The sequence below is a fragment of the Mangrovibrevibacter kandeliae genome (assembly GCF_024519155.1).
Lineage (GTDB): Bacteria > Pseudomonadota > Alphaproteobacteria > Rhizobiales > Rhizobiaceae > Mangrovibrevibacter > Mangrovibrevibacter kandeliae.
The window spans coordinates 552,333-579,043 of sequence record NZ_JANIFJ010000001.1 but is presented as its reverse complement, the minus strand read 5'-3'; the positions used below and the strand labels follow the sequence as shown (position 1 = coordinate 579,043).

20 protein-coding genes are annotated in these 26,711 nt (G+C 69.5%); 2 read left to right on the top strand and 18 right to left on the bottom strand.

The window, feature by feature from the left end:
• Positions 1 to 7: 7 nt before the first annotated feature.
• Positions 8 to 961 (bottom strand): DMT family transporter, encoded by a 954-nt coding sequence (locus NPA30_RS02765; RefSeq protein WP_256800803.1) that lies wholly within the window; start codon positions 959 to 961, stop codon positions 8 to 10.
• Positions 962 to 1,158: 197 nt separating this feature from the next.
• On the opposite strand from NPA30_RS02765, the gene pepN reads away from it, so the two are divergent.
• Together pepN and NPA30_RS02755 are read left to right on the top strand one after the other, a co-directional pair.
• The gene (pepN, locus tag NPA30_RS02760; protein WP_256800802.1) at positions 1,159 to 3,804 is read left to right on the top strand and encodes an aminopeptidase N; all 2,646 of its coding nucleotides are present in this window, start codon (positions 1,159 to 1,161) and stop codon (positions 3,802 to 3,804) included.
• Between the two features lie 137 nt (positions 3,805 to 3,941).
• Positions 3,942 to 6,290 carry a PAS domain-containing sensor histidine kinase gene (locus NPA30_RS02755; RefSeq protein WP_256800801.1) on the top strand — a complete coding sequence of 783 codons (2,349 nt, stop codon included), beginning with the start codon at positions 3,942 to 3,944 and terminating at the stop codon, positions 6,288 to 6,290.
• A 35-nt stretch (positions 6,291 to 6,325) separates the two neighbouring features.
• Here the strand turns inward: NPA30_RS02755 and NPA30_RS02750 are convergent, their stop codons facing one another.
• The 17 genes from NPA30_RS02750 to NPA30_RS02670 all read right to left on the bottom strand — a co-directional run bounded on the left by NPA30_RS02750 (position 6,326) and on the right by NPA30_RS02670 (position 26,711).
• Positions 6,326 to 9,319, bottom strand: a complete 2,994-nt coding sequence (locus NPA30_RS02750) for a bifunctional [glutamine synthetase] adenylyltransferase/[glutamine synthetase]-adenylyl-L-tyrosine phosphorylase (protein ID WP_256800800.1) — start codon at positions 9,317 to 9,319, stop codon at positions 6,326 to 6,328.
• Entirely contained in the window at positions 9,309 to 10,718 is a 1,410-nt protein-coding gene (locus NPA30_RS02745; RefSeq protein ID WP_256800799.1) for a sensor histidine kinase, read from the bottom strand. Before NPA30_RS02745 ends, NPA30_RS02750 begins: the two co-directional genes overlap by 11 nt.
• A gap of 3 nt (positions 10,719 to 10,721) precedes the next feature.
• A complete protein-coding gene (locus NPA30_RS02740; protein ID WP_256801545.1) occupies positions 10,722 to 11,399 on the bottom strand; it encodes a response regulator transcription factor in 678 nt (225 codons plus the stop codon).
• A gap of 129 nt (positions 11,400 to 11,528) precedes the next feature.
• A complete protein-coding gene (locus NPA30_RS02735) occupies positions 11,529 to 13,052 on the bottom strand; it encodes a Do family serine endopeptidase (protein ID WP_256800798.1) in 1,524 nt (507 codons plus the stop codon).
• Between the two features lie 142 nt (positions 13,053 to 13,194).
• Positions 13,195 to 13,686, bottom strand: a complete 492-nt coding sequence (locus tag NPA30_RS02730) for a cytochrome c-type biogenesis protein (protein ID WP_256800797.1) — start codon at positions 13,684 to 13,686, stop codon at positions 13,195 to 13,197.
• Positions 13,683 to 15,674 (bottom strand): heme lyase CcmF/NrfE family subunit, encoded by a 1,992-nt coding sequence (locus NPA30_RS02725; protein ID WP_256800796.1) that lies wholly within the window; start codon positions 15,672 to 15,674, stop codon positions 13,683 to 13,685. Before NPA30_RS02725 ends, NPA30_RS02730 begins: the two co-directional genes overlap by 4 nt.
• Positions 15,671 to 16,150, bottom strand: coding sequence for a cytochrome c maturation protein CcmE (gene ccmE, locus NPA30_RS02720; protein ID WP_256800795.1), 480 nt, complete (start codon positions 16,148 to 16,150; stop codon positions 15,671 to 15,673). Before ccmE ends, NPA30_RS02725 begins: the two co-directional genes overlap by 4 nt.
• Positions 16,147 to 17,349, bottom strand: coding sequence for a c-type cytochrome biogenesis protein CcmI (gene ccmI, locus NPA30_RS02715; RefSeq protein WP_256800794.1), 1,203 nt, complete (start codon positions 17,347 to 17,349; stop codon positions 16,147 to 16,149). The genes ccmE and ccmI overlap by 4 nt, the downstream gene beginning before the upstream one ends.
• Positions 17,350 to 17,439: 90 nt before the next feature.
• Positions 17,440 to 17,841, bottom strand: a complete 402-nt coding sequence (locus NPA30_RS02710; RefSeq protein WP_256800793.1) for an RT0821/Lpp0805 family surface protein — start codon at positions 17,839 to 17,841, stop codon at positions 17,440 to 17,442.
• Between the two features lie 118 nt (positions 17,842 to 17,959).
• Positions 17,960 to 19,324, bottom strand: a complete 1,365-nt coding sequence (locus tag NPA30_RS02705; protein WP_256800792.1) for an ATP-binding protein — start codon at positions 19,322 to 19,324, stop codon at positions 17,960 to 17,962.
• Positions 19,325 to 19,331: 7 nt separating this feature from the next.
• Entirely contained in the window at positions 19,332 to 20,003 is a 672-nt protein-coding gene (locus NPA30_RS02700) for a response regulator transcription factor (protein WP_256800791.1), read from the bottom strand.
• A 109-nt stretch (positions 20,004 to 20,112) separates the two neighbouring features.
• Positions 20,113 to 20,529, bottom strand: coding sequence for a hypothetical protein (locus NPA30_RS19525; protein WP_306228656.1), 417 nt, complete (start codon positions 20,527 to 20,529; stop codon positions 20,113 to 20,115).
• Positions 20,530 to 20,607: 78 nt separating this feature from the next.
• The gene (locus tag NPA30_RS02690) at positions 20,608 to 20,820 is read right to left on the bottom strand and encodes a hypothetical protein (protein WP_256800790.1); all 213 of its coding nucleotides are present in this window, start codon (positions 20,818 to 20,820) and stop codon (positions 20,608 to 20,610) included.
• A gap of 28 nt (positions 20,821 to 20,848) precedes the next feature.
• Positions 20,849 to 24,748, bottom strand: coding sequence for a baseplate multidomain protein megatron (locus NPA30_RS02685; protein ID WP_256800789.1), 3,900 nt, complete (start codon positions 24,746 to 24,748; stop codon positions 20,849 to 20,851).
• Between the two features lie 3 nt (positions 24,749 to 24,751).
• Complete coding sequence (locus tag NPA30_RS02680) at positions 24,752 to 25,183, bottom strand: NlpC/P60 family protein (RefSeq protein WP_256800788.1); 432 nt, start codon at positions 25,181 to 25,183, stop codon at positions 24,752 to 24,754.
• Positions 25,180 to 26,076 carry a DUF2163 domain-containing protein gene (locus NPA30_RS02675; RefSeq protein WP_256800787.1) on the bottom strand — a complete coding sequence of 299 codons (897 nt, stop codon included), beginning with the start codon at positions 26,074 to 26,076 and terminating at the stop codon, positions 25,180 to 25,182. Before NPA30_RS02675 ends, NPA30_RS02680 begins: the two co-directional genes overlap by 4 nt.
• Positions 26,073 to 26,711, bottom strand: a complete 639-nt coding sequence (locus NPA30_RS02670; protein WP_256800786.1) for a DUF2460 domain-containing protein — start codon at positions 26,709 to 26,711, stop codon at positions 26,073 to 26,075. Before NPA30_RS02670 ends, NPA30_RS02675 begins: the two co-directional genes overlap by 4 nt.

Sequence of the window (26,711 nt, the reverse complement as noted above, 5' to 3'; positions counted from 1 at the left end):
GCGGCGCTCAGCTCTGCGGCGGCGTGACCTGCTTGGCCTTCGACCGGGAAATGCCGAGGCGGCCCTCGCGGAAGATGATGAAGACGCCGGCGCCGATGACGATGGCGCCGCCGAGCAGCGTGGTGATCTGCACCGTCTCGTCGAACAGGAAGAAGCCGATGCCGATCGCGAAGATCAGCGAAGTGTATTCGAGCGGCGCCACCGTCGAGGTGTCCGCATAGCGGTAGGCGGACGTCAGAAGCAGCTGGCCGACACCGCCGCACAGGCCCGACAGCACCAGGAAGAGACATTGCTGCGGCGACGGCATCACCCAGCCGAAGGCGATCGTCAGAAGCGCGATCCCCGTCGAGGTCAGCGAGAAATAGGCGACGATGGTCGCCGTCGTCTCGGTGTGCACCAGCTTGCGCACCTGCACCATGGCGACGGCCGAGACGGCCGCACCGGCCAGCGCGGCCAGCAGGCCGGCCGACTCCGCCGTCCCGAGATCGCCGAGGCCGATGCTGAGATCGGGCACGGTGACGACCAGGATGCCGAGCAGGCCGACGACGACCGCGCTCCAGCGGTAGAGCCGGACGATCTCCTTCAGCAGGAGCGCTGCGAGGATGACCGAAAGCAGCGGCGAGGCATAGCTGATCGCGATGAACTCCGGATAGGGCAGCCGGGTCAGCGCGAAGAAGCCGAGCCCCATCGAGGTGACGCCGATGAGGCCGCGGAAGAGATGACCGATGAAGTCATCGGTCTTCAGCGCCCCTTTCAGGTCGCCGAGCCAGACGAGATAGGCGAAGACGGGGATCAGCGCGAAGAAGGATCGGAAGAAGACGATTTCGCCGGCCGGAATGTCCTCGCCTGCGAGCTTGATGGAGGTCTGCATCCCGACGAAGACGAGAACCGACACGACCTTGAAGGCGATCCCGAGGGTCGGTCGCGCCACGGACCGACCGACCGCCTGATGCTTCTTCATGTCCCCGCCCTTAAGTCAAGCTTAGGTCTCATCCGCCGCACGGCTTGCCCGGGGCTGACCCCGACGCATCCGGCCCTTGCGCACGCGCGATGCGCCGGCGGCGCCTCCAAGCCGCCGCCACCCGCTTATTTGGCAAAGGCAGGCGCGAGGTCTATTGCGAAAGCTCGATCGAGCGACTGCGGACAGGGAAAACAGCAATGCGCACGGACCAGGGCCAGCCGATCCGACTGGAGGACTACCAGCCGGCCGACTTCCTCATCCACCACGTCGACATGACGGTGCAGCTGTTCGATGGCCGCGTGGAGATCGACAGCGTGCTCGAGATGGAGCGTCGGCCCGGCCGCGGCACCGCGGCGCTCCTCGAACTCGAAGGCGACGAGCTCGAGCTCGCCTCGCTGGCGCTCGACGGCAGCCCCCTGTCGACCGACCGCTACCATGCGACGCCGGACCGGCTCCGCGTGGAGGGACTGCCCGCGAGCGGCCGCTTCCGGCTTGCGATCGGAACGCGCCTTGCGCCGGAGGACAACACCAAGCTGATGGGCCTCTATCGCTCCAGCGGCATCTGGTGCACGCAGTGCGAGGCCGAGGGCTTTCGCCGCATCACCTATTTCCTCGATCGGCCGGACGTCCTCTCCACCTACCGGGTGCGGCTCGAGGCCGACCGGTCGCAGGCGCCGGTGCTCCTGTCGAACGGCAATCCTGCAGAGGCCGGCGATCTGCCCGACGGCCGCCACTTCGCGGTCTGGGACGATCCGTTCCCGAAGCCATCCTACCTCTTCGCCCTCGTCGCCGGCGACCTCGACGTCCTCTCCGACAGCTTCCGCACCCTGAGCGGGCGCGACGTCGCGCTCGCCATCTACACCGAGAAGGGCCAGGCCGGGCGCGCGGCCTATGCGATGGACGCGCTGAAGCGCTCGATGCGCTGGGACGAGACGCGCTTCGGCCGCGAATACGACCTCGACGTGTTCTCCGTGGTGGCGATCTCCGACTTCAACATGGGGGCGATGGAGAACAAGGGCCTCAACATCTTCAACCACAAGTACGTTCTGCTCGATCCCGACGCGGCGACCGACGGCGACTATGCCGGCGTCGAAACGGTGATCGCCCACGAATACTTCCACAACTGGACGGGCAACCGGATCACCTGTCGTGACTGGTTCCAGCTCTGCCTCAAGGAAGGCCTCACCGTCTACCGCGACCAGGAATTCTCGGCCGACGAGCGGTCCCGCGCGGTGAAGCGGATCACCACCACGCGCAACCTGAAGGCGCACCAGTTTCCGGAGGACCAGGGTCCGCTGCAGCATCCGGTGCGGCCGGAGCAGTATCGCGAGATCAACAACTTCTACACCTCGACGGTCTACGACAAGGGCGCCGAAGTCGTGCGGATGCTGGAGACCATCCTCGGCCGCGACGGCTTCCGCGCCGGGATGGACCTGTATTTCGAGCGGCACGACGGCGACGCGGCGACGATCGAGGACTTCCTGCGCTGCTTCGAGGACGCCACCGGCAAGGACCTTGCCCAGTTCGCGCTCTGGTACCACCAGGCCGGCACCCCGACGCTCACGGTGGAGGACGACTTCGACCCGGCGCGCGGTCGGCTGACCCTGACCTTGCGCCAGAGCCTCCAGCCCGGCGCCGCCCGCACCGGGACCGAGCCGATGTACCTGCCCGTGCGCTTCGGCCTCGTCGGACACAATGGCGGAGACCTGGAGGCTCGGCCGACCGGAACGGCGGAGGTCGTCGACGACGTCATCCATCTGCGCGAGCGCGAGGCGACGCTCGTCTTCGAGGGCCTCAGCGCGCGGCCCTACCTTTCGATCCTGCGCGACTTCTCGGCGCCGGTGACGCTGCGGATGGACGAGCGGCGCGAGGATCGGCTGGCGCTGGCAAGGCTCGACCCGGCTCCGTTCAATCGCTGGCGGGCGCTCTCCGACCTCCTTGGAGAGACCCTGCGCGACGGCGCACGCGCTATGCAGGCCGGGCGGCCGGCGGCCTTCGGTCCCGACGTCGCCTCGATCATCGCGGCGACCGCGGCGGACGAAGCCCTGGATCCGGCACTGCGGGCCGAGGCAATCGCACTTCCCAGCGAGACGGAGATCGCGCGGCTGATCGAGCGCGACGTCGATCCCGATGCCGTGCATGCGGCCCGCACCGCCCTCCTCGGCGAAATCGGAACACACGACGCACGCCTCTTCTCCGACCTGCGCGAGCGTCTTTCCCATGCGGGTGCTTTTTCTCCCGACGCGGCGAGCGCCGGCCGCCGCGCGCTGCGCAACGTCGCCCTCGGCTATCTCTCCGCAGCCGAAGGCCGCCCGGACGTGGCGGCGCGGCAGCTCGAGACGGCCGACAACATGACCGATCGCTTCGCCGCGCTCGCCGTCCTGTGCCAGCAGTTTCCAGGCCAGCCCGAGACGGAAGCGGCACTTGCCGCCTTCTACACGCGTCACCGGCACGATCCGCTCGTCATCGACAAGTGGTTCGCCATCCAGGCGGTGTCACCGCACGCCGGGACGCTCGACCGGGTGGCGGCGCTCGCAGGCCATGCGGACTTCACGCTGCGCAATCCCAACCGTGCCCGCTCGCTCGTCGGCAGCTTCGCGGCGGGCAACCCGGTCGCCTTCAACCGGGCGGACGGCGAAGGCTACCGCTGGGTGGCCGATCGCCTCCTTGCCATCGACAAGTTGAACCCGCAGCTCGCCGCCCGTCTCGCCACCAGTTTCCGCTCCTGGCAGAGCCTGGAGCCCGCCCGCCGAGAACAAGCCAAGAACATCCTCAAGACACTCTCTGAATCCAATGGAATTTCAGTCGATCTTCGCGATATTGTGGACCGCTCGCGCACCTAGCTTGTTTGTCATCGCTAGATGAGTCCGTGCGATTTCAAGCTCTGGACAAGCTGATTCGCGTCTGATTGATTGCGGATGATTCGGATGTGCGGCGTTTCGAATCACTGCGGCGGCGGATTCCAGAGGAACTGAAACATATGAGCGTGGACGCTTCGAGCGTGCCCGCAGCAGGGAGACGTTTGTCTCGGTTCGAGGACCTGCTGAAGGCACGCGCTGAGGTTGTGGGCAATGCCCGCCTCATCGCCCAACCTGCGTATCAACGTCTCCTGGAAGCGGAGCCAGCCATCCGCCGCACCATCCCCGTCCTCATCGCCCTGTTCCTCATCTTCCTTGCCTGTGCCCGCGGCGCCGCGCTGCTGGACTACCGGCAACGCCTCGAAACAGCGGCCACGGCAACCCTGAAGGTCGCCTCCGCCCTCCTCAAGGCCGAGAGCGCCGCAGTCGACCGGGGCACCATGCCCGTCGCCGATGCCGTGAACGCCCTGCTGACCAGCGGCGTGCCGCCGGAACTGGCCACCAACGGCCGCTTTGCCCTGGTCGTCGACGAAAGCGGCCGGGTGATCGCCTCGCTCCCCGGCTACGAGATCTTCATCGGCAAGAACATCAACGACGTCCTGTCGGGTGCCCAGCCGTTGCTGGTGTTCGGCGAACGCGCCGGCGTGCTCGAGACGACGCTCGACGGCGACCCGGCGCTCGTCGCCGGCGCGACGCTGGCGGCCCCGCTCGGCACGATCGTCTTCATCCAGCCGCAGGCGCAACTGCTGGCGCCCTGGCGCCAGTCGGTGTCGCTGAACGTCAGCCTGTTTGCCGGAACCAGCCTGCTGATGCTGGTGATCCTGTTCGCCTACTTCCGGCAGTCGGCGCGGGCCCGGGAAGCGGACGCGATCTACCTGGAAGCGCACCAGCGGGTCGACACGGCCCTGTCGCGTGGCCATTGCGGCCTGTGGGACTGGGATCTTGCGCGCGGCCGCATGTACTGGTCGCGCTCGATGTACGAAATGCTGGGAATGACGCCGCGCGAGGGCGTGCTGTCCTTCGGCGACGTCGCCCCGCTGCTGCATCCGGACGATGGCAGCCTCTACGACGTGGCGCGCGCGGTGGCCGCGGGCAAGATCAAGTTCCTCGACCGCAGCTTCCGCATGATGCGCGCCGACGGCAGCTTCGTCTGGCTGCGCGCCCGTGCCGAGGTGATGCGCAGCGCCGAGAACGAGCTCCACCTCATCGGCATCGCCGTCGACGTCAGCGAGCAGCAGGCGCTCGCCCGCAGCACCGACGAAGCCAACGATCGTCTGCAGCACGCGGTCGAGAACATCTCCGAAACCTTCGTTCTCCTGGACAGCCGCAACCAGCTCGTCCTGTGCAACTCGAAGTATCAGGAGGTCTTCGGGCTGGCCCCGGAGAACGTGCGCCCCGGCACTCCCTACGACGAGCTGATGGCGACGGCGCGCAAGCCGATCGAGATGCGCACGCTCACCAATCCGAGCTTCGTCGAGGGCCAGCGGGTCAGCGAGGCGCTGCTGCCGGACGGCCGCTGGCTGCAGATCTCCGAGCGGCGCACGATCGATGGCGGCCTCGTCTCGATCGGCACCGACATCACCCAGCTCAAGGTCCACCAGGAGCGGCTGAGCGATTCGGAGCGACGCCTCACGGCCACCATCAGCGACCTGTCGATCTCGCGCCGGGACGCCGAAGCCAAGGCCTTCCAGCTGTCGCAGATGAACGACAGCTACATCCTCGAGAAGGAACGGGCCGAAAGCGCCAACCGGGCCAAGACGACCTTCCTCGCCAACATGTCGCACGAACTGCGCACGCCGCTGAACGCCATCATCGGCTTCTCGGAGATCATGCGCGAGGCAAGCTTCGGCCCGCTCGGCTGCGACAAGTACACCGAATATGCCGACGACATCCATCAGAGCGGCCACTACCTCCTGAAGCTGATCAACGACATTCTCGACATGTCGAAGATCGAGGCCGGCCGACTGATCCTGTCGCCGGAAGACCTGGATCTCGGCGAGATCCTGGGCGAAGCGCTGAAGATCGTCGAGATCGCGGCCGAGCAGAAGGATCTGACGCTGCGCTGCGACTGTGCGCCGACGCTTCGCGCCGTCGCCGACCGTCGCGCCACCAAGCAGATCCTGCTCAACCTCCTCGCCAACGCGGTGAAGTTCACCGATGCCGGCGGCAGCGTGGTGATCCGGGCGAAGACCGTCGGGAGCGCTGCGGTGTTCACCGTCGCCGACACCGGCATCGGCATCCCGAAGGCGTCGCTGAAGACGCTCGGGCGGCCGTTCGAGCAGGTCGAGAACGAACTGACCCGTACAAACAAGGGCACCGGGCTCGGCCTTGCCATCGCCCGCTCGCTGGTGGAACTGCATGGCGGCGCGATCCGCATCGCCTCAGAGGTCGACAAGGGCACCATCGTGTCGCTGCGCATGCCGCTCGCCCGGCCCAAGAGCGAGCCGAACCGGATCCACGAAGCGGCCTGAGACTCCGCAGGACCGCTCCGAAGCGCCGCCGCCGCTCACCGCTCCGCCGGCCGTCGCGGATCCCCGTCGGCGCTCTCGGCACCCAGCGGGAGCAGTGCAGCGAAGGCTGCCCGCACTCGCCCGGCGACAGCATCGAGCGTCGCTTCGAGCCCGTCTGCAGAGGGCAGATCCAGAGCGGTGGCGACCCGTTCCGCCAGACGCGGCGGAAGATCCGCAACGTGCCGCGCCTGTTCCGGCCCGAGCCGCACCAGCTGGACCAGCCGGGTGTAGGTCCGCGCCGCCGCAGCGAGATCCGCCGACGGCACGAGCCGCGCAAATTCCGCCGTTCCCTGCGCCGCAGCGAGCACCTCCGCCGTGGCGCGGCCGACGGCATCGAGGGGCACGACGCCGGCCAGCACCGCCCACTGCGCAAGAAACTCCAGATCGATCACCCCGCCGGCCCGCAGCTTGAGGTCGAGCGGGCCCGACGGCGGCTTGTCGCGGTCGATGCGCTGTCGCATGGCCGCGACGTCACGCCGGAGCGTCTGCGGATCGCGCCGCGCGGCCAGAAGGTCGCGGATCGCAGCCTCCGCCTCCGCCCTCAGATCCGGATCGCCGGCAATGCAGCGCGAGCGGGTCAGCGCCATGCGCTCCCAGGTCCAAGCCTCGTTGGCCTGGTAGCGGCTGAAGGCGTCGATGTGGGTCGCGAGCGGCCCCTTGTTGCCGGACGGGCGCAGGCGGAAATCGACCTCGTAGAGCACCCCCTCGCCCATGCGCGCCGTCAGCGCCGCGATCAGCCGCTGCGTCAGCCGGGTGTAGTAGACGCTCGGCGGCAGCGGCTTCTCGCCGTCGGACTGCTCGGCGTCCGGGTCGTGGTCGTAGAGCAGGATCAGGTCGAGGTCGGAGCCGGCCGTCATCTCGCGGCTGCCGAGCTTGCCCATGGCGAGGAGCGCGATGCGGCCGCCCGCCACGTGGCCGTGCCGCTCGGCGAACTCGGCCTCGGCGGCCTGCAGCGCCGTGTCGACGACGAGTTCGGCGAGCGTGGTGTAGGCGGGCGCCGCAGTCTCGCCCTCGATGCTGCCGCCGAGAAGCCGCGCGCCGATCAGGAAGCGCTGCTCGGACGCGAAGATGCGCAGCCGCGCGAGCGTGTCCTCGTAGCCGGTCGAGACGGCGACGAACGCCTCCAGCCGCGCACCGAGAACCGCCGGGCTCGGCACCTCGCGGAAGAAGGCGGGGTCGATCAGCGCGTCGAAGACATGCGGGCGGGCGGCGATGGTCTGCGAGAGGCGGGGCGCCGCCGTGATGACGAGGGCAAGGAGATCCAGCAGCGGCGGATGCGAGGCGAGCAGCGAGAACAGCTGCAGTCCGGCGGGCAGGCCCTTCAGGAACTCGTCGAAGGCCGCCACCGCCGCGTCCGGATCCCGCCCGGCCGCAAGGGCCGCGAGCAGCGGCCCCAGCACCCGCGACAAGTGCCGTCGTGCGGCTTCCGAGCGCGTCGCGCGGTAGCGACCCGCGCGCCAGGTCTCGACGATGCGCAGAATGTCGGCCGGGCGCTGGAAGCCGAGGCCGGCGAGCCGATCCAGCGCGTCTGGATCGTCGTCGCCGCCGAAGCGCTCGCCGAGTTCGCCGCCCCGCTCGCCGTGTCGCGAGTCGGAGAACATTCCGCCGAAGCAGGAGTCGACGAACCGCATGTGGCCGAGAAGCTGGTCCGCCAGGGCCTCGATGGTCGGCAGGCCGAGCAGCCGGGCGATCCGCAGCAGATCGTCCTCGCGGGCCGGCAGCGTGTGGCTCTGCTCGTCCGCCAGCATCTGCACCGCATGCTCGGCCCGGCGGAGCGCCCAGTAGGCATCGGTCAGACGGGTTGCGGTCGCCGGCTCCACCCATCCGCCGTCCGCGAGCAGCCGCAGCGCCTCCTCGGTGCGCAGGACGCGCAGCTGCGGCGCCCGTCCGCCGGCGATCAGCTGCTGGGTCTGGGCAAAGAACTCGATCTCCCGGATGCCGCCACGACCGAGCTTCAGATCGTGCCCGGCGATGCCGATCGCGTCGAAGCCGCGATGGCTGTCGATCCGCTGCTTCATCGCGCGGATCTCCTCAATGGCCGTGAAATCGAGGTGGCGCCGCCAGACGAAGGGCACGATCTCGCCGAGAAACTCTTCGCCCGCGGGCCTGTCGCCGGCGATCGCGCGCGCCTTGATCATCGCGGCCCGCTCCCAGCCGCGACCGGCGCTCTCGTAGTAGTGCAAGGCGGCCGGCACCGGCACCGCGAGCGGCATCGCGCTCGGATCGGGCCTCAGCCGCAGGTCGGTGCGGAAGACATAGCCGTCGCCGGTGCGCTCGTTCAGCATCCGGACGACCCGCCGCACGATGCGCGAGAATGTCTCGACGCTCTCGAGCCGGTCGATGACGGCGGGCGCATCGGGATCGAACAGGCAGATCAGGTCGATGTCGCTCGAATAGTTCAGCTCGCCGCCGCCGAGCTTGCCCATCGCGAGGACGAACAGGCCGCAGCCGGCTTCCGGCTGTGCGGGATCCGGCAGGCGGATGCGGCCGCGCTGGTGCGCCTCGACGAGGCAGAAGCGGAGCGCAGCGCCCGTCGCCGCTTCAGCGAGATCGGACAGGTCGCGGGTCGTCTCACGGCAGTGCGCCGCGCCGAACAGATCGCGCAGCGCGATGAGAAGTGCCGCCTCGAGCTTGTCCCGGCGCAGCCGGCGCATCATCGTGCCGTCGCTCTCGCCCGGTTCCGGCTGCCCCTCGAGGCCTGCCACGATCGCCCGGATGCGCTCGTCGGCGCCGATGTCGATGAGCTGGTCGAGCCACTGCGGAAACCGCAGGATCGTGCTGCGCAGATAGGGAGAGAGCTGCATCGCCGCACCGAGGCGCGCCCGGTCTCCGTGCCCGTCTCGCTGCAGCAGCCGGGCCAGCCGCGGGAGGCCGGCCCCGTTCGCCGCGTGCTCGAGATCGCGCAGAGCGTCGTCGGCGGCTGCCACGTCGACCGGCCGCAGATCGGCCGCTCCGCCGATCCTCAGGTGCAGTTCGCCGTCATTCGCCATCGCTCTCGTCGTCCCGCGGCAGGTCGAGACAGACCTTAAGCCCCGGCGCGGCATCCTCAAGCCGCAACCGCCCGCCGTGCAGCTGCGCGACCGCCTGCACCAGCGACAGACCGAGGCCGGAACCGGGCTTCGAGCGGCTTTCATCGAGCCGATAGAAGCGCTCCAGCACCCGGCCGCGCTTTTCGGCGGGGATGCCGGGACCGTCGTCGGCGACCCAGAGCACGCAGCGCTCCGCGCTCGCCTCGACGCCGACCCGCACCGTCGCCTGGCGTCCGTCGGCGGTCGCGTATTTCAGTGCGTTCTCAAGGAGGTTCGACAAGGCCTGCGCGATCAGTTCGCGGCTGATCTTCAGCTGGACCGGCGGCGACGGCTCGACCCGCAACGCCGCACCGGCTTCTTCGGCGAGCGGCTCGTACAACTCGGCGACGTCGGCGACGATGGCCGAGATGTCGGCCGGCTCCTTCGCCGCAGGATGAAAACCCGCCTCCACCCGCGCGATCATCAACAGCGCATCGAACGTGCGGATCATCTGATCCGCCTCGCCGATCATCCCTTCCAGCGCCGGCCGGGACGCATCGGCCGGCTCGGCATCGTGAAGCGCGTTTTCGGCCCTGTTGCGCAACCGCGTCAGCGGCGTCTTGAGATCGTGCGCGATGTTGTCGGACACCTGCCGCAGGCCCTCCTGCAGGAGCGCGATCCGCCCGAGCAGCGTGTTGAGGTTGTCCGACAGACGATCGAACTCGTCGCCGGCACCGGTCACCGGCAGCCGCTCGTGCAGGTCGCCGGCGAGAATCCGGGCGCTGGCGAAGGACATTCGGTCGAGCCGCTGCAGGGCCCGGCGCCCGACCACGAACCAGACGAGCAGCCCGATGATGCCCATCAGTCCGAGCGCCAGGATCAGCGCCCGCCGGACGAGGAAGCGGAAGCTCTCGACCTCGGTCTGGTCGCGTCCGACGAGGATGCGCATCCCGTTCGGCAGGCTCATCACCTCGGCGACAGCCAGGTGCAGGCGCCCGTCGCGCTCGCTGCCGGTGAAGCGGCGATAGGCGAAGGCCTCGTCGGTGAAGCCGGTATCGTCGAGCGTGCCGGGCTGCAGGCTCTCGACGTTGCCGGCGAGGATGCGCCCGCTCGGGTCGGTCATCAGGTAGAGCGAGGCGCCCGGCTGGCGGGCCCGGCGGTCGATCGTCCGCACGAGGCCGACGATGCCGCCGCTGCGATAGACGCGCGACAGCTGGTCGATCTCCTCGTCGATGGTGTCGCGGGTCTGCTGTTCGAGAAGACTGGTCGCCGTCCCGGTGACATAGAAGACGAGGATCACCGCGAAGACGGCAAAGAGGCCGAGATAGAGCGCCGACAGCCGGACGGCCGTCATGCGCATCAGCGCCCTCAGACGCTGCATCGGCTATTCGCCCGGGCGCAGGATATAGCCGGCGCCGCGCACGGTGTGCAGCAGCGGCGGGCCGAAGTCGCGCTCGATCTTGGAGCGCAGGCGCGAGATGTGGACGTCGATGACGTTGGTCTGCGGGTCGAAATGGTAGTCCCAGACGTTTTCGAGCAGCATCGTGCGGGTCACCACCTGACCGGCGTGCTGCATCATGTATTCGAGGAGCCTGAATTCGCGCGGCTGCAGGGTGATCGCCTTCCCGGCGCGCTTGACCTCGTGCGACAGGCGGTCGAGTTCGAGATCGCCGACCTTGTAGGCGGTCTCCACATCGCTGCCACCGCCCCGGCGGCCGAGCACTTCGACGCGGGCGAGGAGCTCGGCGAAGGCATAGGGCTTCGGCAGGTAGTCGTCGCCCCCGGCGCGCAGACCGGTGACGCGGTCGTCGACCTGGCCGAGCGCCGAGAGGATCAGCACCGGCACGCGGCTGCCCTTGTCGCGCAACGCCGAGATCAGGGACAGACCGTCGCGCTGCGGCAGCATGCGATCGACCACGAGGACGTCGTAGTCGCGGCTGTCGGCGAGATGAAAACCCTCCTCCCCGTCGGCCGCGAGATCGGCGACGTGGCCGGCTTCCCTCAGAGCCTTCAGGAGATAGGCGGCAGCCTCACGGTCATCCTCGACGATCAGAATGCGCATGGGCTTGGATGTAGCGGAAAGAGCGGACACGGTCATCTCTCCTTGCGGCGAGTACGCTGCGCGACACGGAAACTACAGGCGGCGGCAGGGCAGAACCCCGCCGCGCGCCCCACTTCGAGCGGATGAAGCTCAGCCCTTCTGGACGGGCAGCGCCACGAACCGGTTCTGGTCGTTGTTGCGCAGCTGGAAGAGAGCCGCCTTGCGACCGGAAGTCCCGGCATCGCGCAGGGCCTTCTCGACGTCACCCTGCGAGGCGACCGCCTTGCCGTTGACCGAGACGATCACGTCGCCGGCCTCCACGCCTTTGTCGGCAGCGGTCGAGGACGGATCGACGTCGGTGACGACGACACCCTGGCCGTTCTCGGACGGCGTCAGCGTCAGGCCGTAGCCGGAGAGCGAGGACGGATCGGCCGGAACGCCGCCGGAGTTGTTCTCGGCCGAAGCCGACTCGTCCAGCGTCGAGAGATCACCAAGCTCGACCGAGATGGTCTTGGCGGCATTGTCGCGCCACACCGTCACGTCGATCTTCGTGCCCGGACGATAGTCCGCCACCTTGCGGGCAAGCTCGCGCGGACCCGACACCGTCTCGCCGTTCACCGCAGTGATGACGTCGCCGGTCTGGATGCCGGCTTTCGCGGCCGGGGTGTCCGTCTGCGGCAGCGTGACGATGGCGCCGTCCGTGCCCTTCAGGCCGACCGCCTCCGAGATGTCCTCGGTGACCGGCGCGATCTGTACGCCGAGCCAGCCGCGCTGGACGTTGCCGTGCTCGCGCAGCGACTGAACCACCGACTTGGCGGTCGAGGCCGGGATGGCAAAGGCGATGCCGACATTGCCGCCGGAGGGCGAGAAGATCGCCGTGTTGACGCCAATCACCTGGCCCTGCTGGTTGAAGGCCGGGCCACCCGAGTTGCCGCGATTGACCGCCGCGTCGATCTGCAGGAAGTCGTCATAGGGTCCGGCGCCGATGTCGCGGCCGCGGGCCGAGATGATGCCGGCGGTCACCGAGCCGCCAAGGCCGAACGGATTGCCGACCGCGACCACCCAGTCGCCGACGCGCGCCGCGTTGTCGTCGCCGAACTCGACATAGGTGAACTTGCGGCCCTTGGGATCGACCTTGAGGACGGCGAGATCGGTGCGCTTGTCGGTGCCGATCAGCTTGGCCGGCAGTTCGGTGCCGTCGTCGAGCACGACGGTGAAGTCCGAGCCGTTCTCGACCACGTGATTGTTGGTGACCAGATAGCCGTCATCGGAGATGAAGAAGCCCGATCCCTGCGCCATCGCCTGGCGCGGCGCCTGGCGATGCGGGGTGGCGCCGCGCGGCATGTTGGGGTTGCCGAACTGGAAGAAGCGGCGGAGCGGATGATCCTTCGGCAGGTCGTCGAAGGGCGAGCCCATGTCGCCATCGTCGCCGTCGTCGGCGGTCGGGGTGACCGTCTCCTTCACCCGCACCGAGACGACGGCCGGCGAGACCTTCTGCACGACGTCGGCAAAGCCGGTGTTCTGGACGGGCGTCTGTACGGACACGGGCTCGGCGAAGACCGACGAGGTGTTGGTCATCACGCCGCCGGTGAAGGCGAGGCCGGCGACGCCGGCCGCGAGGGCGCCTGCAATGATGCGGTTGCGCTTGGGGGACTTGGAGCCGAAGTCGGGCATGGTCTTCCTCTCTGTTCGACGAAAGCTTGGTGCGGCGCACATGGGGCATCGCCGCCGTCGAGACAGGAGATAGGGGGTCGCGGCTTACGGGACCTTTGCGGCGGGATGAAACTTTCGTAAGGGCAGCCGCGCTCGGCGTTTCCTAGTCGCCACTGCGCAGGAGGGCTTCGACCCGCGCCGCCTCCTCCGGGCTGAGGCTGCTTGGACCGGCCTGCCGGCGTCGGCCGCGCCAGGACAGGAACGCGAAGCCCGCGCCAGCACACAGCACCACCACCGGCGTGCCCCACAGCGCCAGCGTCTGCCAGTCGAAGCGGGGTCGCAGAAGCACGAACTCGCCGTAGCGCGCGACCATGTAGTCGACCACCTCCTGGTCGCTGTCGCCGGCGACGAGCCGCTTCCGCACGAGCAGGCGGAGGTCTCGCGCGAGATCGGCCTCGGAGGCGTCGATCGACTCGTTCTGGCAGACCAGGCAGCGCAGGCCGGCGGAGATGTCCCGGGCACGCGCCTCCAGCGCCGGATCGGCGAGCATCTCGTCCGGCTGCACCGCATGGGCGGGCGCGGCGGACAGGACCACGGCGAGCGCGGCGACGGCGAGACAAAGTCCTGCGAGATGCCGCAAGAGCCACAGCCTCATTCGGCCGGCTCCGGCTGCAGGAGTGCGCGCCGACGGCTCCTCGCCGGCGCGCCGACGCGCAGCCGCCGGTCGGACAGCGAAGCGATGCCGCCGAGCGCCATCACCACGGCGCCCAGCCAGACGAGCGTCACCAGCGGCTTCCACCAGACCCGCACCACGGTCGCGCCGCCATTCGCCCCGGCGTCGCCGAGCGCGATGTAGAGCTGCGAGAACAGTTCCGTTCGGATGCCGGCCTCGGTCGTCGGCTGCTGCCGGGCCGTGTAGAGCCGCCGCGCGCTCTCCATCGTGTCGACGCGGTCGGTGCCGCGCATCAGCGTGAAGCGCGCCGCGTCCTCCGAATAGTTCGGCCCCTGGCGTTTCTCGGTCCCCTCGTAGCGGATCGCATAGCCACCCGCCTCGACCACCTGGCCCGGTGTCATCGTGGTGATGAGTTCGGTCTGGAAGGTAACGACCGAGACGATGCCGAGGAGTGTGATGCCGAGACCGAGATGGGCAAGTGCGGTTCCGAACGCCGAGCGCGGCAGGCCGGCGAGGCGGCGGAGCGCGACGCCGCGCGCCACCCGTCCGAAGCCCGCACGGCCGGCGAGGTCGGTCAGGCTGCCGAGGATCAGCCAGGCGGCAAGGCCGATGCCGAGGGCTGCGAGGATCTTGCCGCCCCGCGTATAGGCGAGCACGGCGATCACCACCACCAGCGCAAGTCCTGCGGCCGCCCAGAGCCGCTGCGCCGCGGCCATCAGGTCGCCGCGCTTCCAGGCAAGCAGCGGGCCGAACGGCACGACGGCCAGGAGCGGCAGCATCAGCGGCCCGAAGGTCATGTTGAAGAACGGGGCGCCGACCGAGATCTTGGTGCCGGCGAGGACGTCGAGCACCAACGGGTAGAGCGTGCCGACCAGCACCGTCGCGGCCGCCGTCGTCAGGAACAGGTTGTTGAGGACCAGCGCGCCCTCGCGCGAGATCGGCGCGAACAGGCCGCCCGCCTCGAGCGCCGCGGCGCGGAATGCAAAGAGCGCCAGCGAGCCGCCGACGAAGATCGCGAGGATCGCGAGGATGAAGACGCCGCGGGTCGGGTCGGTGGCGAAGGCGTGCACCGAGGTGAGGACGCCCGAGCGGACGAGGAATGTGCCGAGCAGCGACAGCGAGAAGGTCAGGATGGCGAGCAGCACCGTCCAGATCTTCAGCGCCGAGCGCTTCTCCATCACCAGTGCCGAGTGGAGCAGCGCGGTCCCGGACAGCCAGGGCATGAAGGAGGCGTTCTCGACCGGATCCCAGAACCACCAGCCGCCCCAGCCCAGCTCGTAATAGGCCCAGTACGAGCCCATCGCGATGCCGAGGGTGAGGAAGATCCAGGCGACCAGCGTCCAGGGCCGGACCCAGCGCGCCCAGGCCGCGTCGATGCGCCCGTCGATCAGCGCGGCGACGGCGAAGGAGAAGGCGATCGAGAAGCCGACATAGCCGAGATAGAGGAGCGGCGGGTGGATCGCGAGGCCGACATCCTGCAGCACCGGGTTGAGGTCCTGGCCCTCGAAGGGGGCCGGAGACAGGCGCTGGAACGGGTTGGACGTCGCCAGGATGAACAGGAGGAAGGCGGTGGTGATCCAGGCCTGCACCGACAGGACGTTGGCCTTCAGGCTCGCGGGCAGGTCGCGGCCGAAGCCGGCGACGAGCGCGCCGAACAGCCCGAGGATCAGCACCCACAGGAGCATCGAGCCCTCGTGGTTTCCCCACACGCCGGTCACCTTGTAGAGCATCGGCTTGGCGGAGTTGGAGTTCTCGAAGACGTTGAGCACCGAGAAGTCCGACTGGACGTGCGCCGTCACCAGGCAGGCGAAGGACAGCGCCAGCAGGAGGAAGCCGAGGATTGCCGTGTTGGTGCCGGTCTGCATCAGCCGGCCGTCGCCGAGCCGGGCGCCGGCGAGCGGCAGCACCGACTGCACCAGCGCCACCGCCAGCGCAAGGACGAGCGCGTAGTGGCCGGTCTCGACGATCACGTGCCGGCTCCTGCGGCCGCAGGCTCGGCCTGGGCCTTGATCTTGCCGTCCTCCCAGAGGCCGCGCTTCTTCAGATCGTCGACCACTTCCTTCGGCATATAGGTCTCGTCGTGCTTGGCGAGCACGCTGTCGGCGACGAAGACGCGGTCGGAACCGAGCGTGCCCTCGGCGATCACCCCCTGGCCTTCCCGGAACAGGTCGGGCAGCAGCCCGGTATAGGTGACGGGGACGCTGTCGACAGTGTCCGTCACGCGGAAATGCACCGTGTCCGTGCCGTCCCGCTGCACCGAATTCGTTTCGACCAGCCCGCCCAATCGGATCCGCTGGGCGCTGCCCGGCATTTCGGCGAGAAGCTCGGTCGGCGACTTGAAATAGGCCATGCCGCTCGACAGCCCCCACAGCACGAGGCCGACGGCGGTGCCGATCACCGCAAGCCCGCCGGCAATCAGCGACAGGCGCTTCTGCTTGCGCGTCATGGTGTGCGTGTCTCCCCGGCGCCCGTCACGCCAAGATCGCGGGCAAATGTGGCGATGTCGGTGCCTTCCGGCGACTCCGGCGGAAACGTCGCCTGCGCGTCGCGGAGCGCAGCGTTGGCGGCGTCCGGCTGGCCGAGCACGTTGTAGGAGCGGATCAACTTCTTCCAGCCTTCGGCATCCTTCGGGTCGCTCTTCAGCCGCTCGGCGAGCTGCGCCACCATGCCCTCGATCATCGCCTGCCGGTCGCCGGACGACAGCTGCGAGGCCGCCGCGACCTGGTCCGCATCAGGGCCGGGCGAGGTCGGCGGCTCGATCGCACCGGGGCGGGGATCCGGCGCGGCCTCGGCGAGAGCCGGCGCGCCCGTGCGCTGCGCTGCGTCTGCGACGGCGGCCTTGGCCATCGCCATCCACGGCGCGTTGGGCGGGCTGTCGGCGACGACCTGCCGCCAGGCCGGCAAAGCTTCGGCGTAGCGCGCCTCCTGCGAGAGGTCGAGGGCCAGGAAGAAGCGGGCCTGCAGGAGCGTCGGATCGAGCGCAAGGGCCCGTTCAAAGGCGGACTTGGCCTCCTGCGTCACCTCGCCGCCGGCGATCTCGGTCGCGGCCTGCCCGAGCCCTGCTTCGCGCGCGGCGGAGCTGCCAAGCAGGCGGATGGCGTTGCGGTAAGCCTTGGCGGCGTCCTCGTAGCGGCTGAGCCGCAGATAGATCGGCGCCAGCACGTCCCAGCCGCGCCCGTCGTCGGGCGCCTGTTTCAGACGCTCTTCGGCCTGCGCGATCAAGGCGGTCATGCCGCCGGCGGAGGGATCGCTGCCTGCGCGCGCCTCGAGCGGCAGGTCCGGCATCGCCGGAGAGCCGAGCGTGCCGTAGACCGCCAGCGACAGAGCCGGCACCGCCACAGCGACGACCACTGCGACGGCGATCAGCCCACCGCGCCGTGCGCCGGGGCGTGCACGCGCGCCCTCTGCCTGCTCGGCCGCCCGCAGGAGCCGGCGGCCGATCTCCGCACGCGCCGTCTGCGCGTCCTCCGATCGAAGGGCGCCACGCGCAACGTCACCATCCAGTTCGCCGAGCTGGGCGCGATAGACTTCGAGATCGTGTTCGGCGCGCACCGGTGAGGCGCCGGTGCGGGGCCGCAGCACGGGCCACACCGCCGCCAGCGTGACGATCGCGGTCAAACTCGCGGCGACGACCCAGAACAGCATGGGGCTCCTATAGCGGATGCCGAAGCGCACGGAAACTCCGCACCGCACCGGTGCGGCCGGCTGCGCGCATCGGCCGCCACCCGGCCCGTATCAGGCGACGAGCGTCCACTGCCCACCCTCCGTCCGGCAGGCCGTGCCCATCACCTTGCTCTCGGTGCCGCCGGCGACCACCGACTGCACGTAGCCTCGACATTCCTGCGAGCCCACCCGGTAGAGCTGGGTCGGCGTCACGGTGCCGCGCAGACCACCGGCCGACCAAGCGACCACCTGCCCCGCCGTCCCGAACTGCAGCGCCTGGTATTCGGCAAGCAGCGCCTGGCCGCGTGCATTGGTCGGCACCCTCACCCCGGCCACGCGCCCGATCAGTCCGTCGCCGAGACCTGCCGCGCCCTCGGCCGACGCACCCGATGCGGTCAAGGAGCCGCTGGTCTGGCAGCCGGCGACCGCGAGCGTCGCGGTCGCGAGGAGAAGAAACCTGAAAAGTCTTGCCATCGATAAGCCCGGAGCTCGAAGCGCGCGACCCCCGTCGCCACGCGCCGACCCCGTCATACATGACGGCTGCCGCGGCGTGGGCTACAGGCGGTGCAAACTCCGCCATCGACCACAAGACTCAGCTCGCCTGTGGCAGACGCACCACAGCCCGCAGACCGCCGAGCGGCGAGCGGTCGAGGCTGAGGCCACCGCGATACTCGCGCACCGTGTCGAGCACGATCGACAGTCCGAGCCCCGTGCCCGGCTGCGCTTCGTCGAGCCGCTGGCCGCGCTTGGTCGCCACTGCGATCTCGGCATCCGACAATCCGGGGCCATCGTCCTCCACGGTGAGGATCAGCCAGGATCCCGCCTCCGAGGCGGCCGACAGGGCAATGCGGCTCTTCGTCCATTTCGAAGCGTTCTCGAGGAGGTTCCCGACGACCTCCTCGAGATCCTGCTGTTCCCCGGCGAAAACGATGCCGTCCGGCGCGACGAAGTCGATCGTAAGCTCCGGGTTCAGCTTGCCGATCACCCGGACCAGCCGCTCGAGCGTTGCGGCGACCGGCGTGCGGAACACCACGCCCTCCCCTTGCGCCGCGAGCCGCGCGCGCTCGAGATAGTGCTGGACCTGCACCCGCATGTGCTCGGTCTGGTCGGTGACGACCTTGCCCCTCTCGCCGCCGATCGCGGCCGCTTCGTTGCGCAGGACGGCGAGCGGCGTCTTCAGCGAATGCGCGAGGTTGCCGACCTGAGTGCGCGCCCGCTCGACGATGCGTCGATTGTTGTCGATCATTGCGTTGAGTTCGACGGCAAGCGGTTCGATTTCGGCCGCGAAGGGTCCGCGCAGGCGATCGCTGCGACCGGCTCCGACCTCGGCGAGTGCCCGGCGCACCGCCACCAGCGGCCGCAGCCCGAACAGGATCGCTAGGGCGTTGATGAGGATCGAACCGAGACCGAACGCACCGAGATAGAGGCCCAGCGAGCGGTTGAACTGTCTGACGTCCGCCGCCACAAGTCCCGCGTCCCCCATCACGCGGAAGCGGGCGATGTGGTTCTGATTGTCGAGGACGACTTCCGTCTCGACGACGCTCAGCGACTGGCCGTTCAGGCCGTCCACCTCGTATTCGCGGCGATAGTTCTCGTCGAACGGCACCGTCTGCTGCGGGGGCGACGGCACATCGGCAGGCCCGAGCGAAATCGAGGCGAGGCGACCGCTGGTGTTCGCGCTGGCCGGCGTCACTTCCCAGTACCAGCCGGACAGAGGCTGCGAATACCGCAGGTCGCCGAGGTCCGGCGAACCGGTGATCGTCCCGTCCTCGGCGACGGCGACGCTGTTCACGACGTTGTAGAGCTGCGCGACGAGGAGATCTTCGAAGCCGCGCGAGGCGGTCTGGCCATACAGCGTCGAAATGACACCGGCGACGACCACGAAGGCCGCGATGGCCCACAGGGTCGACAGGCCGATGACGCGGACGGCGACGGAATCGAGCCGGAGGGCCGCCATGATCGGGTCAGCCCTGCGGTGGCGTCGAGCGCATCCGGTAGCCGAGGCCGCGCACCGTCTCGATCATGTCGATGCCGATCTTCTTGCGCAGTCGCCCGACAAAGACCTCGACGGTATTGGAGTCGCGGTCGAAGTCCTGGTCGTAGAGATGCTCGACGAGTTCGGTCCGCGATACGATCTCGTCGCGGTGGTGCATGAGGTAGGACAAGAGCCGGTACTCGTGCGAGGTCAGCTTCAGGGGCGCCCCCTCGAGCGTCGCCTTCGAGGCCTTGGTGTCGAGCCGCAGCGGCCCGCACAGAATCTCCGAAGAGGCGTGGCCGGCGGCCCGGCGGATGAGCGCGCGCACCCGCGCCAGCACCTCTTCCACGTGGAATGGCTTGGTGACGTAGTCGTCCGCGCCGGCGTCGATGCCCGACACCTTGTCGCTCCAGCGGTCGCGCGCCGTGAGGATCAGCACCGGCATGCGCCGCTCGTTACGCCGCCAGCGTTCCAGAACGCTGATGCCGTCCAGCACGGGCAGGCCGATATCGAGGATCGCCGCGTCATAGGGCTCCGTATCGCCGAGAAAGTGGCCCTCCTCGCCGTCGAAGGCACGGTCGACGACGTAGCCGGCGCCGATCAGCGCTTCGGTCAGCTGGCGATTGAGATTCTGATCGTCCTCGACCACGAGAATGCGCATGAGCCAACCTGCTGTCGCGGCGCGCGGAACGCGAGCCGCTGCGATCGCGGTCTTATGCCATGTGCCGTCGCCGCACGTCACCCCGGCCTGCGGGGCAACGCCGAAGACGTCACCGACGCAGCGTCACCGTCGTCTTCCGCGGCCGGCCGCCATCCCGTCCGGGCACCAGCACCGTCACCACGCAGACGGTGCCGCCGTCCTGCTGGCGGCTCGACACCGACAGCACCTGCCCTCCCGTCTGCGCGGCCGCCTGCTCGGCGGCACTGGCGCAGTCGGCGTCGGCGACGCGGAAGGGGGCGATCTGGAACGGCGTGATGGCGAGAGGATCGCCGCTCGGCAAGCGGCGGAGCCGCTGGTACGGCCGGCCGCCGCGGTCCGGTGCACGATGATCGTCCCATCCGCCGCGGTCCCGGCGAGTTTCGCCCGGCCCGCCCCGCCAGAACATGTCGGCCGTCGCCGGCATCACGCTGCGCCAGAGCAGCGCGATGCCGAGACCGATGATCGTCAGGCGGGAAGGGGTCGTCATGATGCTTCCGATTGCACGTCGAGGAAAAACTCTATCGCCCGTGGCCTGAATGTCGAATGAATGTCGTGGTTGCCTCTCTCAACCCTTCCGTATCGCGGTGTCGGCGGTCACGCGGCCGATGATGGCCAGCACTGCTCCGACCGCGGTTGCCGCGCTGGTCAGCGCGAGCACCAGGGCGTCGCCGCTGGCGGCATCGACCTTGACGCCCCAGTTGCCGGCCGCTGCCGAGCCGAGGGCGACGATGCCGCCCCAGATGGTCTTCGACTGATACCACGGTTTCTCGTCGATCATCCGCCTGCTCCCTTGCTGAACCATGCTGCTAGTCCTCCCGGCGGAACGCCGCCGACCGGATGGTTCCGGTGCCGAAGGCGAGGCTGACCTGCCCGACATGGGCGACGATCATCGCCGGACCGTCATCGATCAGCCCGCCCACCTCGCTTGCGGTGAGCGCAAGCTGCGGCAGCATCGTCTCGCGCTGCAGCTTTCGTCCATCGGATCCCTCGAGCGTGATCGCATAACGCTCCACGTCCTCGCCGATCGGCACATCGATACCCTCCCAGCCATCGCCGCCGATGCGGGTGCGACGGGTCCACCCGAGCGTGAAACCGCCGTCCGAAGTGAAGCGGCCCCGGAGATGCACGGGAGACAGAGGTCGAACGGCGCGACCGCCGAGACTGGCGGTCAAGGTCACGACAGCCGGATCGTCGAGCGCTCGACCCGTCGGTACGATCCGCCAGCTGAGGTCTCGCCCGATCTCTGCCGCCTTCAGCCCCACCGGCGCGACGGCATCGTCGAGCAAGACGAGGGGTGCACCCTTCGCCGCACCCGACTGCATGGCATCCTCGGTGCCGCCTTGCGCGCGCAGCAGGCTCGAAAGCCGGAAGCGGCCCTCTGCCACCTCTTCGGCCGTTTCGAACTGCAGCACCTCCCAGATGCCGACGCGGCTCATCAGGGCGCATAGGTTCCCGCCGGCCAGAAGCGCTGCGTGCGACTGGCTGAAGAGCGCGCCGCGAGTCATCGCGACCTCGATGACGTTCCCTCGGTCGAGCCGTCCCTCCGGCCCCGACGCGAGGTCCTGCACCAGGCGTCCGAGGGTCGCCGGCCGTGACGCAATCATGCGCGTGGCGAAGTTCGAGCCGGAGGCCGAGGCCTGCAGCACGTGGGGCAGCCATGGCTTGGCGAAGATCGCCGCCCTGGCGCTTTCCTCGGAGGGTTGCCCATCGACTGCGGGAAGGTCGAGGAGATGCACGAGCGGAGTCGAGGCAAGGACCGGTCGGCGTCCCGTCGACGCGGGCAGCGGCTCGCCCCCCGCGCCGGCCCGGCCCCCCGTAGGCGCCTGCCGCGCCTCGACCCGACGTGCCGCGCCGCTCTCGATCCGCGTCACCAGCCACTGCCCGGGCACGCCCGGCAAACGCACGAGGTCGCCCGGTTCGACCTCGATCGCCGTCGGCGACAGAGCGAAGGCGGCATGCTCGCGCGTCGCAAGCCGCAGCGCGAGCAGTTCGGCAGCCAGTCGTCCGGCTTCGCCTTCCTCCAGCGTCACCGGCAGCTCGAGCGTTTCCTTGCGCGGCGTTTCGGCAAAGGCCAGCGCCGCGCTCGCCGTCGCCGGCTGGTGGTCCCGCAGGGGATCGGCGTAGCCGAGCACCACCTCCTGGGGAATTTCGCCCGCCTGCATGCGCCGCAGCTCCAGCTGCGCCGCCTCGTCCGGATCGACCAGATCCTCCCGCGCCGAGACGCTTCGCGCACCGCGCAGCGAACGGAAGACGAAGCGCCGGTCGCTCGCCAAGCCGACGAGACCGCACAGCGTCAGGAGATCCTCAAGGTCCTCGCGCGCCGTCGTGATGCCCGATGTCACGAAGCCGCCGATCTGCGCATCCACGGCCTCGACGTCGACCTCGTCGCTGAAGCCGCGATCGGCGAGCATCGCCCGGATCAGCCGGTCGAGCGGCGCCTGACCGAGCCGGCCGCTGAGCCAGTGCCCCCGCAGCCAGTTGTCGCCATCGCTCCAGACGTCGCGACGCGTCGGGAAAGCCGGAAAGGGCCGGGCGTCCCACGTCCACAGATGCACCGTCCCAGGATCGACCATGCGCCCGCCGTAGACCGGCGAGATCGGGTTGTCGGCCTCCTCGAAGGCCGGGTCGTCCGGATCGAACACCGCAAGCTGGGTCTCGAGCGCGCGGCGCTGGACGAGATCGTCACGCCCGCCGGACGAGAAGTAGGGCAGCCCGCTCTCGGCCGATTTCGGATCGACGAAAAGGTTTGGCTGGTTCGGCCCCTTGTCTATCGCGGGACACCCGAGTTCGGTGAACCAGATCGGCTTGCCGCTCGGCACGTAGGTCGTCGGCGTCGCCAGCTCGACGCCGCCGCGACGTTCGTGATGAGGATTCGACCACCAGTTCCACAGGTCCTTGGCGCGGAAGACCCAAGGCTTGCCGGCCGCCCCGTCGGTGATCGGACGGCGCGCGCCGGCCCGCCGCGCATCGGCGTCGGGATAGGACCAGTCGTAATACTCGCCGCCGCGTACGCCTCTTCGCAGCGCCGCCCGATCATAGGGGGAGCGGGCGCCGTCCGCGCCGAGGTCGGACCAGTCGGCCTCGCGCCAGTCGGCGAGCGGCAGATAGTTGTCGATGCCGATCGCCCCGATCGCCGGATGCGCCCAGAGCGGATCGAGGTTGAAGAAGACGTCGCCCGAGCCGTCCGCCGGCTGAAAGCCCGAATACTCGCTCCAGTCGGCCGCATAGGTGATCACCGCGTCCGGCAGGACGCGTTTCGCATCGGCGGCGAGCCGTGCCAGGGCCGCGACGAAGGGGAAGGCACCGGTCTCGTCGCGAAGGCGCGTCAGCCCCCTCAACTCCGACCCGACGATGAAGGCATCGACACCGCCCGCCGCCTTGGCGAGGTGCGCCTGATGCAGGATCATGCGGCGCAACGACCATTCGGCCGGACCGCTATAGACGACACGCCCGCCGGACAGAGCGAAGTCCTCGACGGCCGCAGTCCCGACGAAGGCGTCGATCGCTATCCCCGCGGCAGCCGTTCGGTCCGGCGAGCCGCCGCGCTCGGGCGCACGGTCGAGGGTGATGCGCCCGCGCCAGGGATAGGCGGCCTGCTCAAGGCCACCATACGGGTCGGGAAGGCCATTGCCCGCCGGCACATCCATAAGGATGAACGGGTACATCGTCACCTTCAGCCCGCGGGCCTTGAGGTCGGCGATCGCGCGGACGACGCCGGCATCCGAGGGCGTGCCGCCGAAGGCCGGGCCGCCGTCGTTGCGGCTGACCAGCCGGGCATCCGCGCGGGTCATTCCGGCGACCTGCCAGCGCTCGCTCTCGTCGCGACGTGCGACCTCGACGCCGGGATGGATCTCGCAGTGGCCGGCCCGCAGGTCGGTGCCGAACCAGGACACCACCAGCGCCGCACGCTCGAGCTTCGGACACAGCGCCTGCAGTTCGTCGAGCGAGGCATCCCAGTCGCTCGTGCCATGCAGGACGTTGCGATTGACCAGCCGGTCTTCGCCCTCGCCGAGCCGCTCGCGCACCGGTTTCGGGTCAAGCCCGTGCTCGCTCGCCCCGGGGATGACCGTCACGCCACGCAGCCGCGCCTCGAGCTCGCCGACCGGACGGATCACCTCGCAGCTGAGCTGCGGGATGCGGTTCCCCCAGCTCTCCAACGGCAGCCGCTCGAACACGATATAGGCAAGCCCGCGATAGGCCGGCGCGTTGCCCGCACCCTGCTTCGCCTCGATCAGCGGGTCGGGCAGCTGGCTGTCGTCGCCGCGGTGAAGGCGCCAGGTGACGCGGGAAAGGTCGAGCTCCTCGCCATCCGCCCAGACGCGGCGGATGCCTGCGACAGGTCCTTCGCAGAGGCCGATCGCGACATTGCCGTAATAGCTGTAGCTGGTGACTTCGACCCCGCCCCCGCCGCCCTTGCCACCCTGCCGATCCGTATCGCTCGCTTCCTCGAGACGAGTCGTCCAGATGATTTCGCCAGCGATACGGGCCGTGCCGTAGAGTCTCGCTATACCCGCGCCCTCGTCGGCCCCGATGATGCGCGAGGCGCCGAGGCGGGCGCCGTCCACCTTCCGCGTCGGCGTGAAGAGACGGCTGTCGAGCGCATAGCCGCCGAGGGCGCCGAGCGCCCGCCCGGCAACTGCGCCGAACGGACCGCCGAGAAGACCTCCGACGAGCCCTCCCGCCGCCTGCAGAACGATCGTGGCCATCGGCTACTCCGGAAAGCGGAAGGTCGCGGCGATGCGCCGCCGCCAGCTCGGCACGAGGGCGGACGACACCACCGCGCTTCCCGCGTAGGCATGGATGACGCGGCCGTCCTCGTCGAGGATGCCGCAATGCTTGGCGAGCGCGTCACGGCGCCAGCGGAACAGCACGACGTCGCCGGGCAATGCAGCGTCCCGGTCGATCGCAGTCAGGTGCCGCCGCGCGGCCAGAAGCAGGCGGTCCGCCCCGTCAGACTCCGCCCAGTCCGGCGCGTAGGGACCCGGCATTTCGGGTTCGCGCTCGTGCAGGATGCGATACACCCCGCGCACGAGCCCGAGACAGTCGCAGCCGATCGCGGCGCGGCTGCCCTGGTGACGGTAGGGCGTACCGAGGAAGCTGCGCGCCGCCGCGAGCGCGCGCTGCGGGATCGTCTCGCTCACGGCACCACCGGCGAGCCGTCATGAAGGCCATCCGTCTTGGCGATGCCGAGCGCCGCGTCGGAGCCTGGAAGATGCGGAAAACCACGGAAGTTCAGGCCGTTGTCGAAGCGCATGCGGCAGGTGGCGAAGCTCTTGTCGCAGCCGGCCGTCAGCTGAAGCCGCTCGCCAGCACCGATCGGGATCTCCGGCATCGCCCGCAGCACCAGGCGCGTGTCGCCCGTCGCGGATCCCTCCTGGAGGTCGACGATCTCGGCGACGACTCCTCGGCCCGCCCCGTCGAGCCAGGTCGCCGTACCCTGCCGGAACAGGGGCCGCCGTGCCGGATCGAGACCGCTCACGAGCACGGTGCCGCCCGCCTCGCCGCGGACCGTGGCGACCTGCGCGCGATGCGCCGGCGCCGTCAGGTCCACCCGGCAGCGTCCATCTCCGAGGACGGCGTCGCAGCGGCGCTGATAGATGCGGCCGTGTCGTTGGTCGAGTTTGGCGGCAAGGCCCCGCAGCTCGCCGGTGAAGGCGCCGGCGCTTCGCCGCACCTCGCCGATTTCCGCCGCCGCGACGAGCAGCGGCACCTCGGGCTGGGTCCAGTCGACGAGGAAGGTCTCCACCGTCGCGCCGTCGTAGCGTCCGGCCCGGATGTCCGCCTCGTCGAGGCTGAGGGAGGACAGCGCGCCCTCCACCTCCTGCGTCGTCGCGGCAAGCCCGAGTTCGGCCTCGGCCTCGCTGGCCGAGAGGCCGCTCGCGGCCTCGCAGCGCAGCCCCTGGACGACGAGCGCCTCGTCGTGGTCGGTGAAGCCGAGCACGGTGCCGTCCGTGCGCGTCAGCCGCCAGCACCAGGCGAGCGTCGTCGCCGGACCGGCGAGGCCGGCGCGCAGCGCGTCCGGGATGGCCTTCATGGCCGCACCTCCACCAGGGGAATCGAAGGAATCTCGCCGGACCGGAAGCCGGCAATGCTGAAGGCGAGCCGGTCGACGTCAAAGCGCACCGGCACGTCGAAGAGGAAGCCCGCTGTCACCGATGCGCCAGCCGCCGGCGGCTGCGCGAGCGTCACCGCGCCCGTCACGCCGTCCACCGCGAAGGCGCCGGCAGCGAGCTCCTCACCGTCGACCGCCACTCGGACACTGCCCGCATCGGGCTTTGCGATCGGCCGGATGTAGCCGTCCTCGCCAGGGCCATAGCGCTTCACCAGCTGCCAGCAGGTGCTCGTCCCGTCGCCTGACCCGAGGCTCTGATCGAACGGGCCCGGTGCCCGCCCGAAGCCGGCCGAGCTTGCGTCCAGCGGATCACGGAAGCGGAAGCCCACCAGCTTGCCGCGCCGCGCCTCGAAGAAATCGACGACAGCCGCCAGGTCTTCGAGGCTCTTGACCCCAGACCCCGCATCATAGCGCCGCACGGCGTGGCGATGGCGCTGGTTGCGGCTCTCGTAGCCGGTGGACAGCCGCACCACGTCGATTCGCCGCTCCGGCCCGCCGGTGGTGCCGAAGGCGAGCCGCAGCGGAAAGCGTTCCTCGCTGAAGGCGGCGACCGGCAT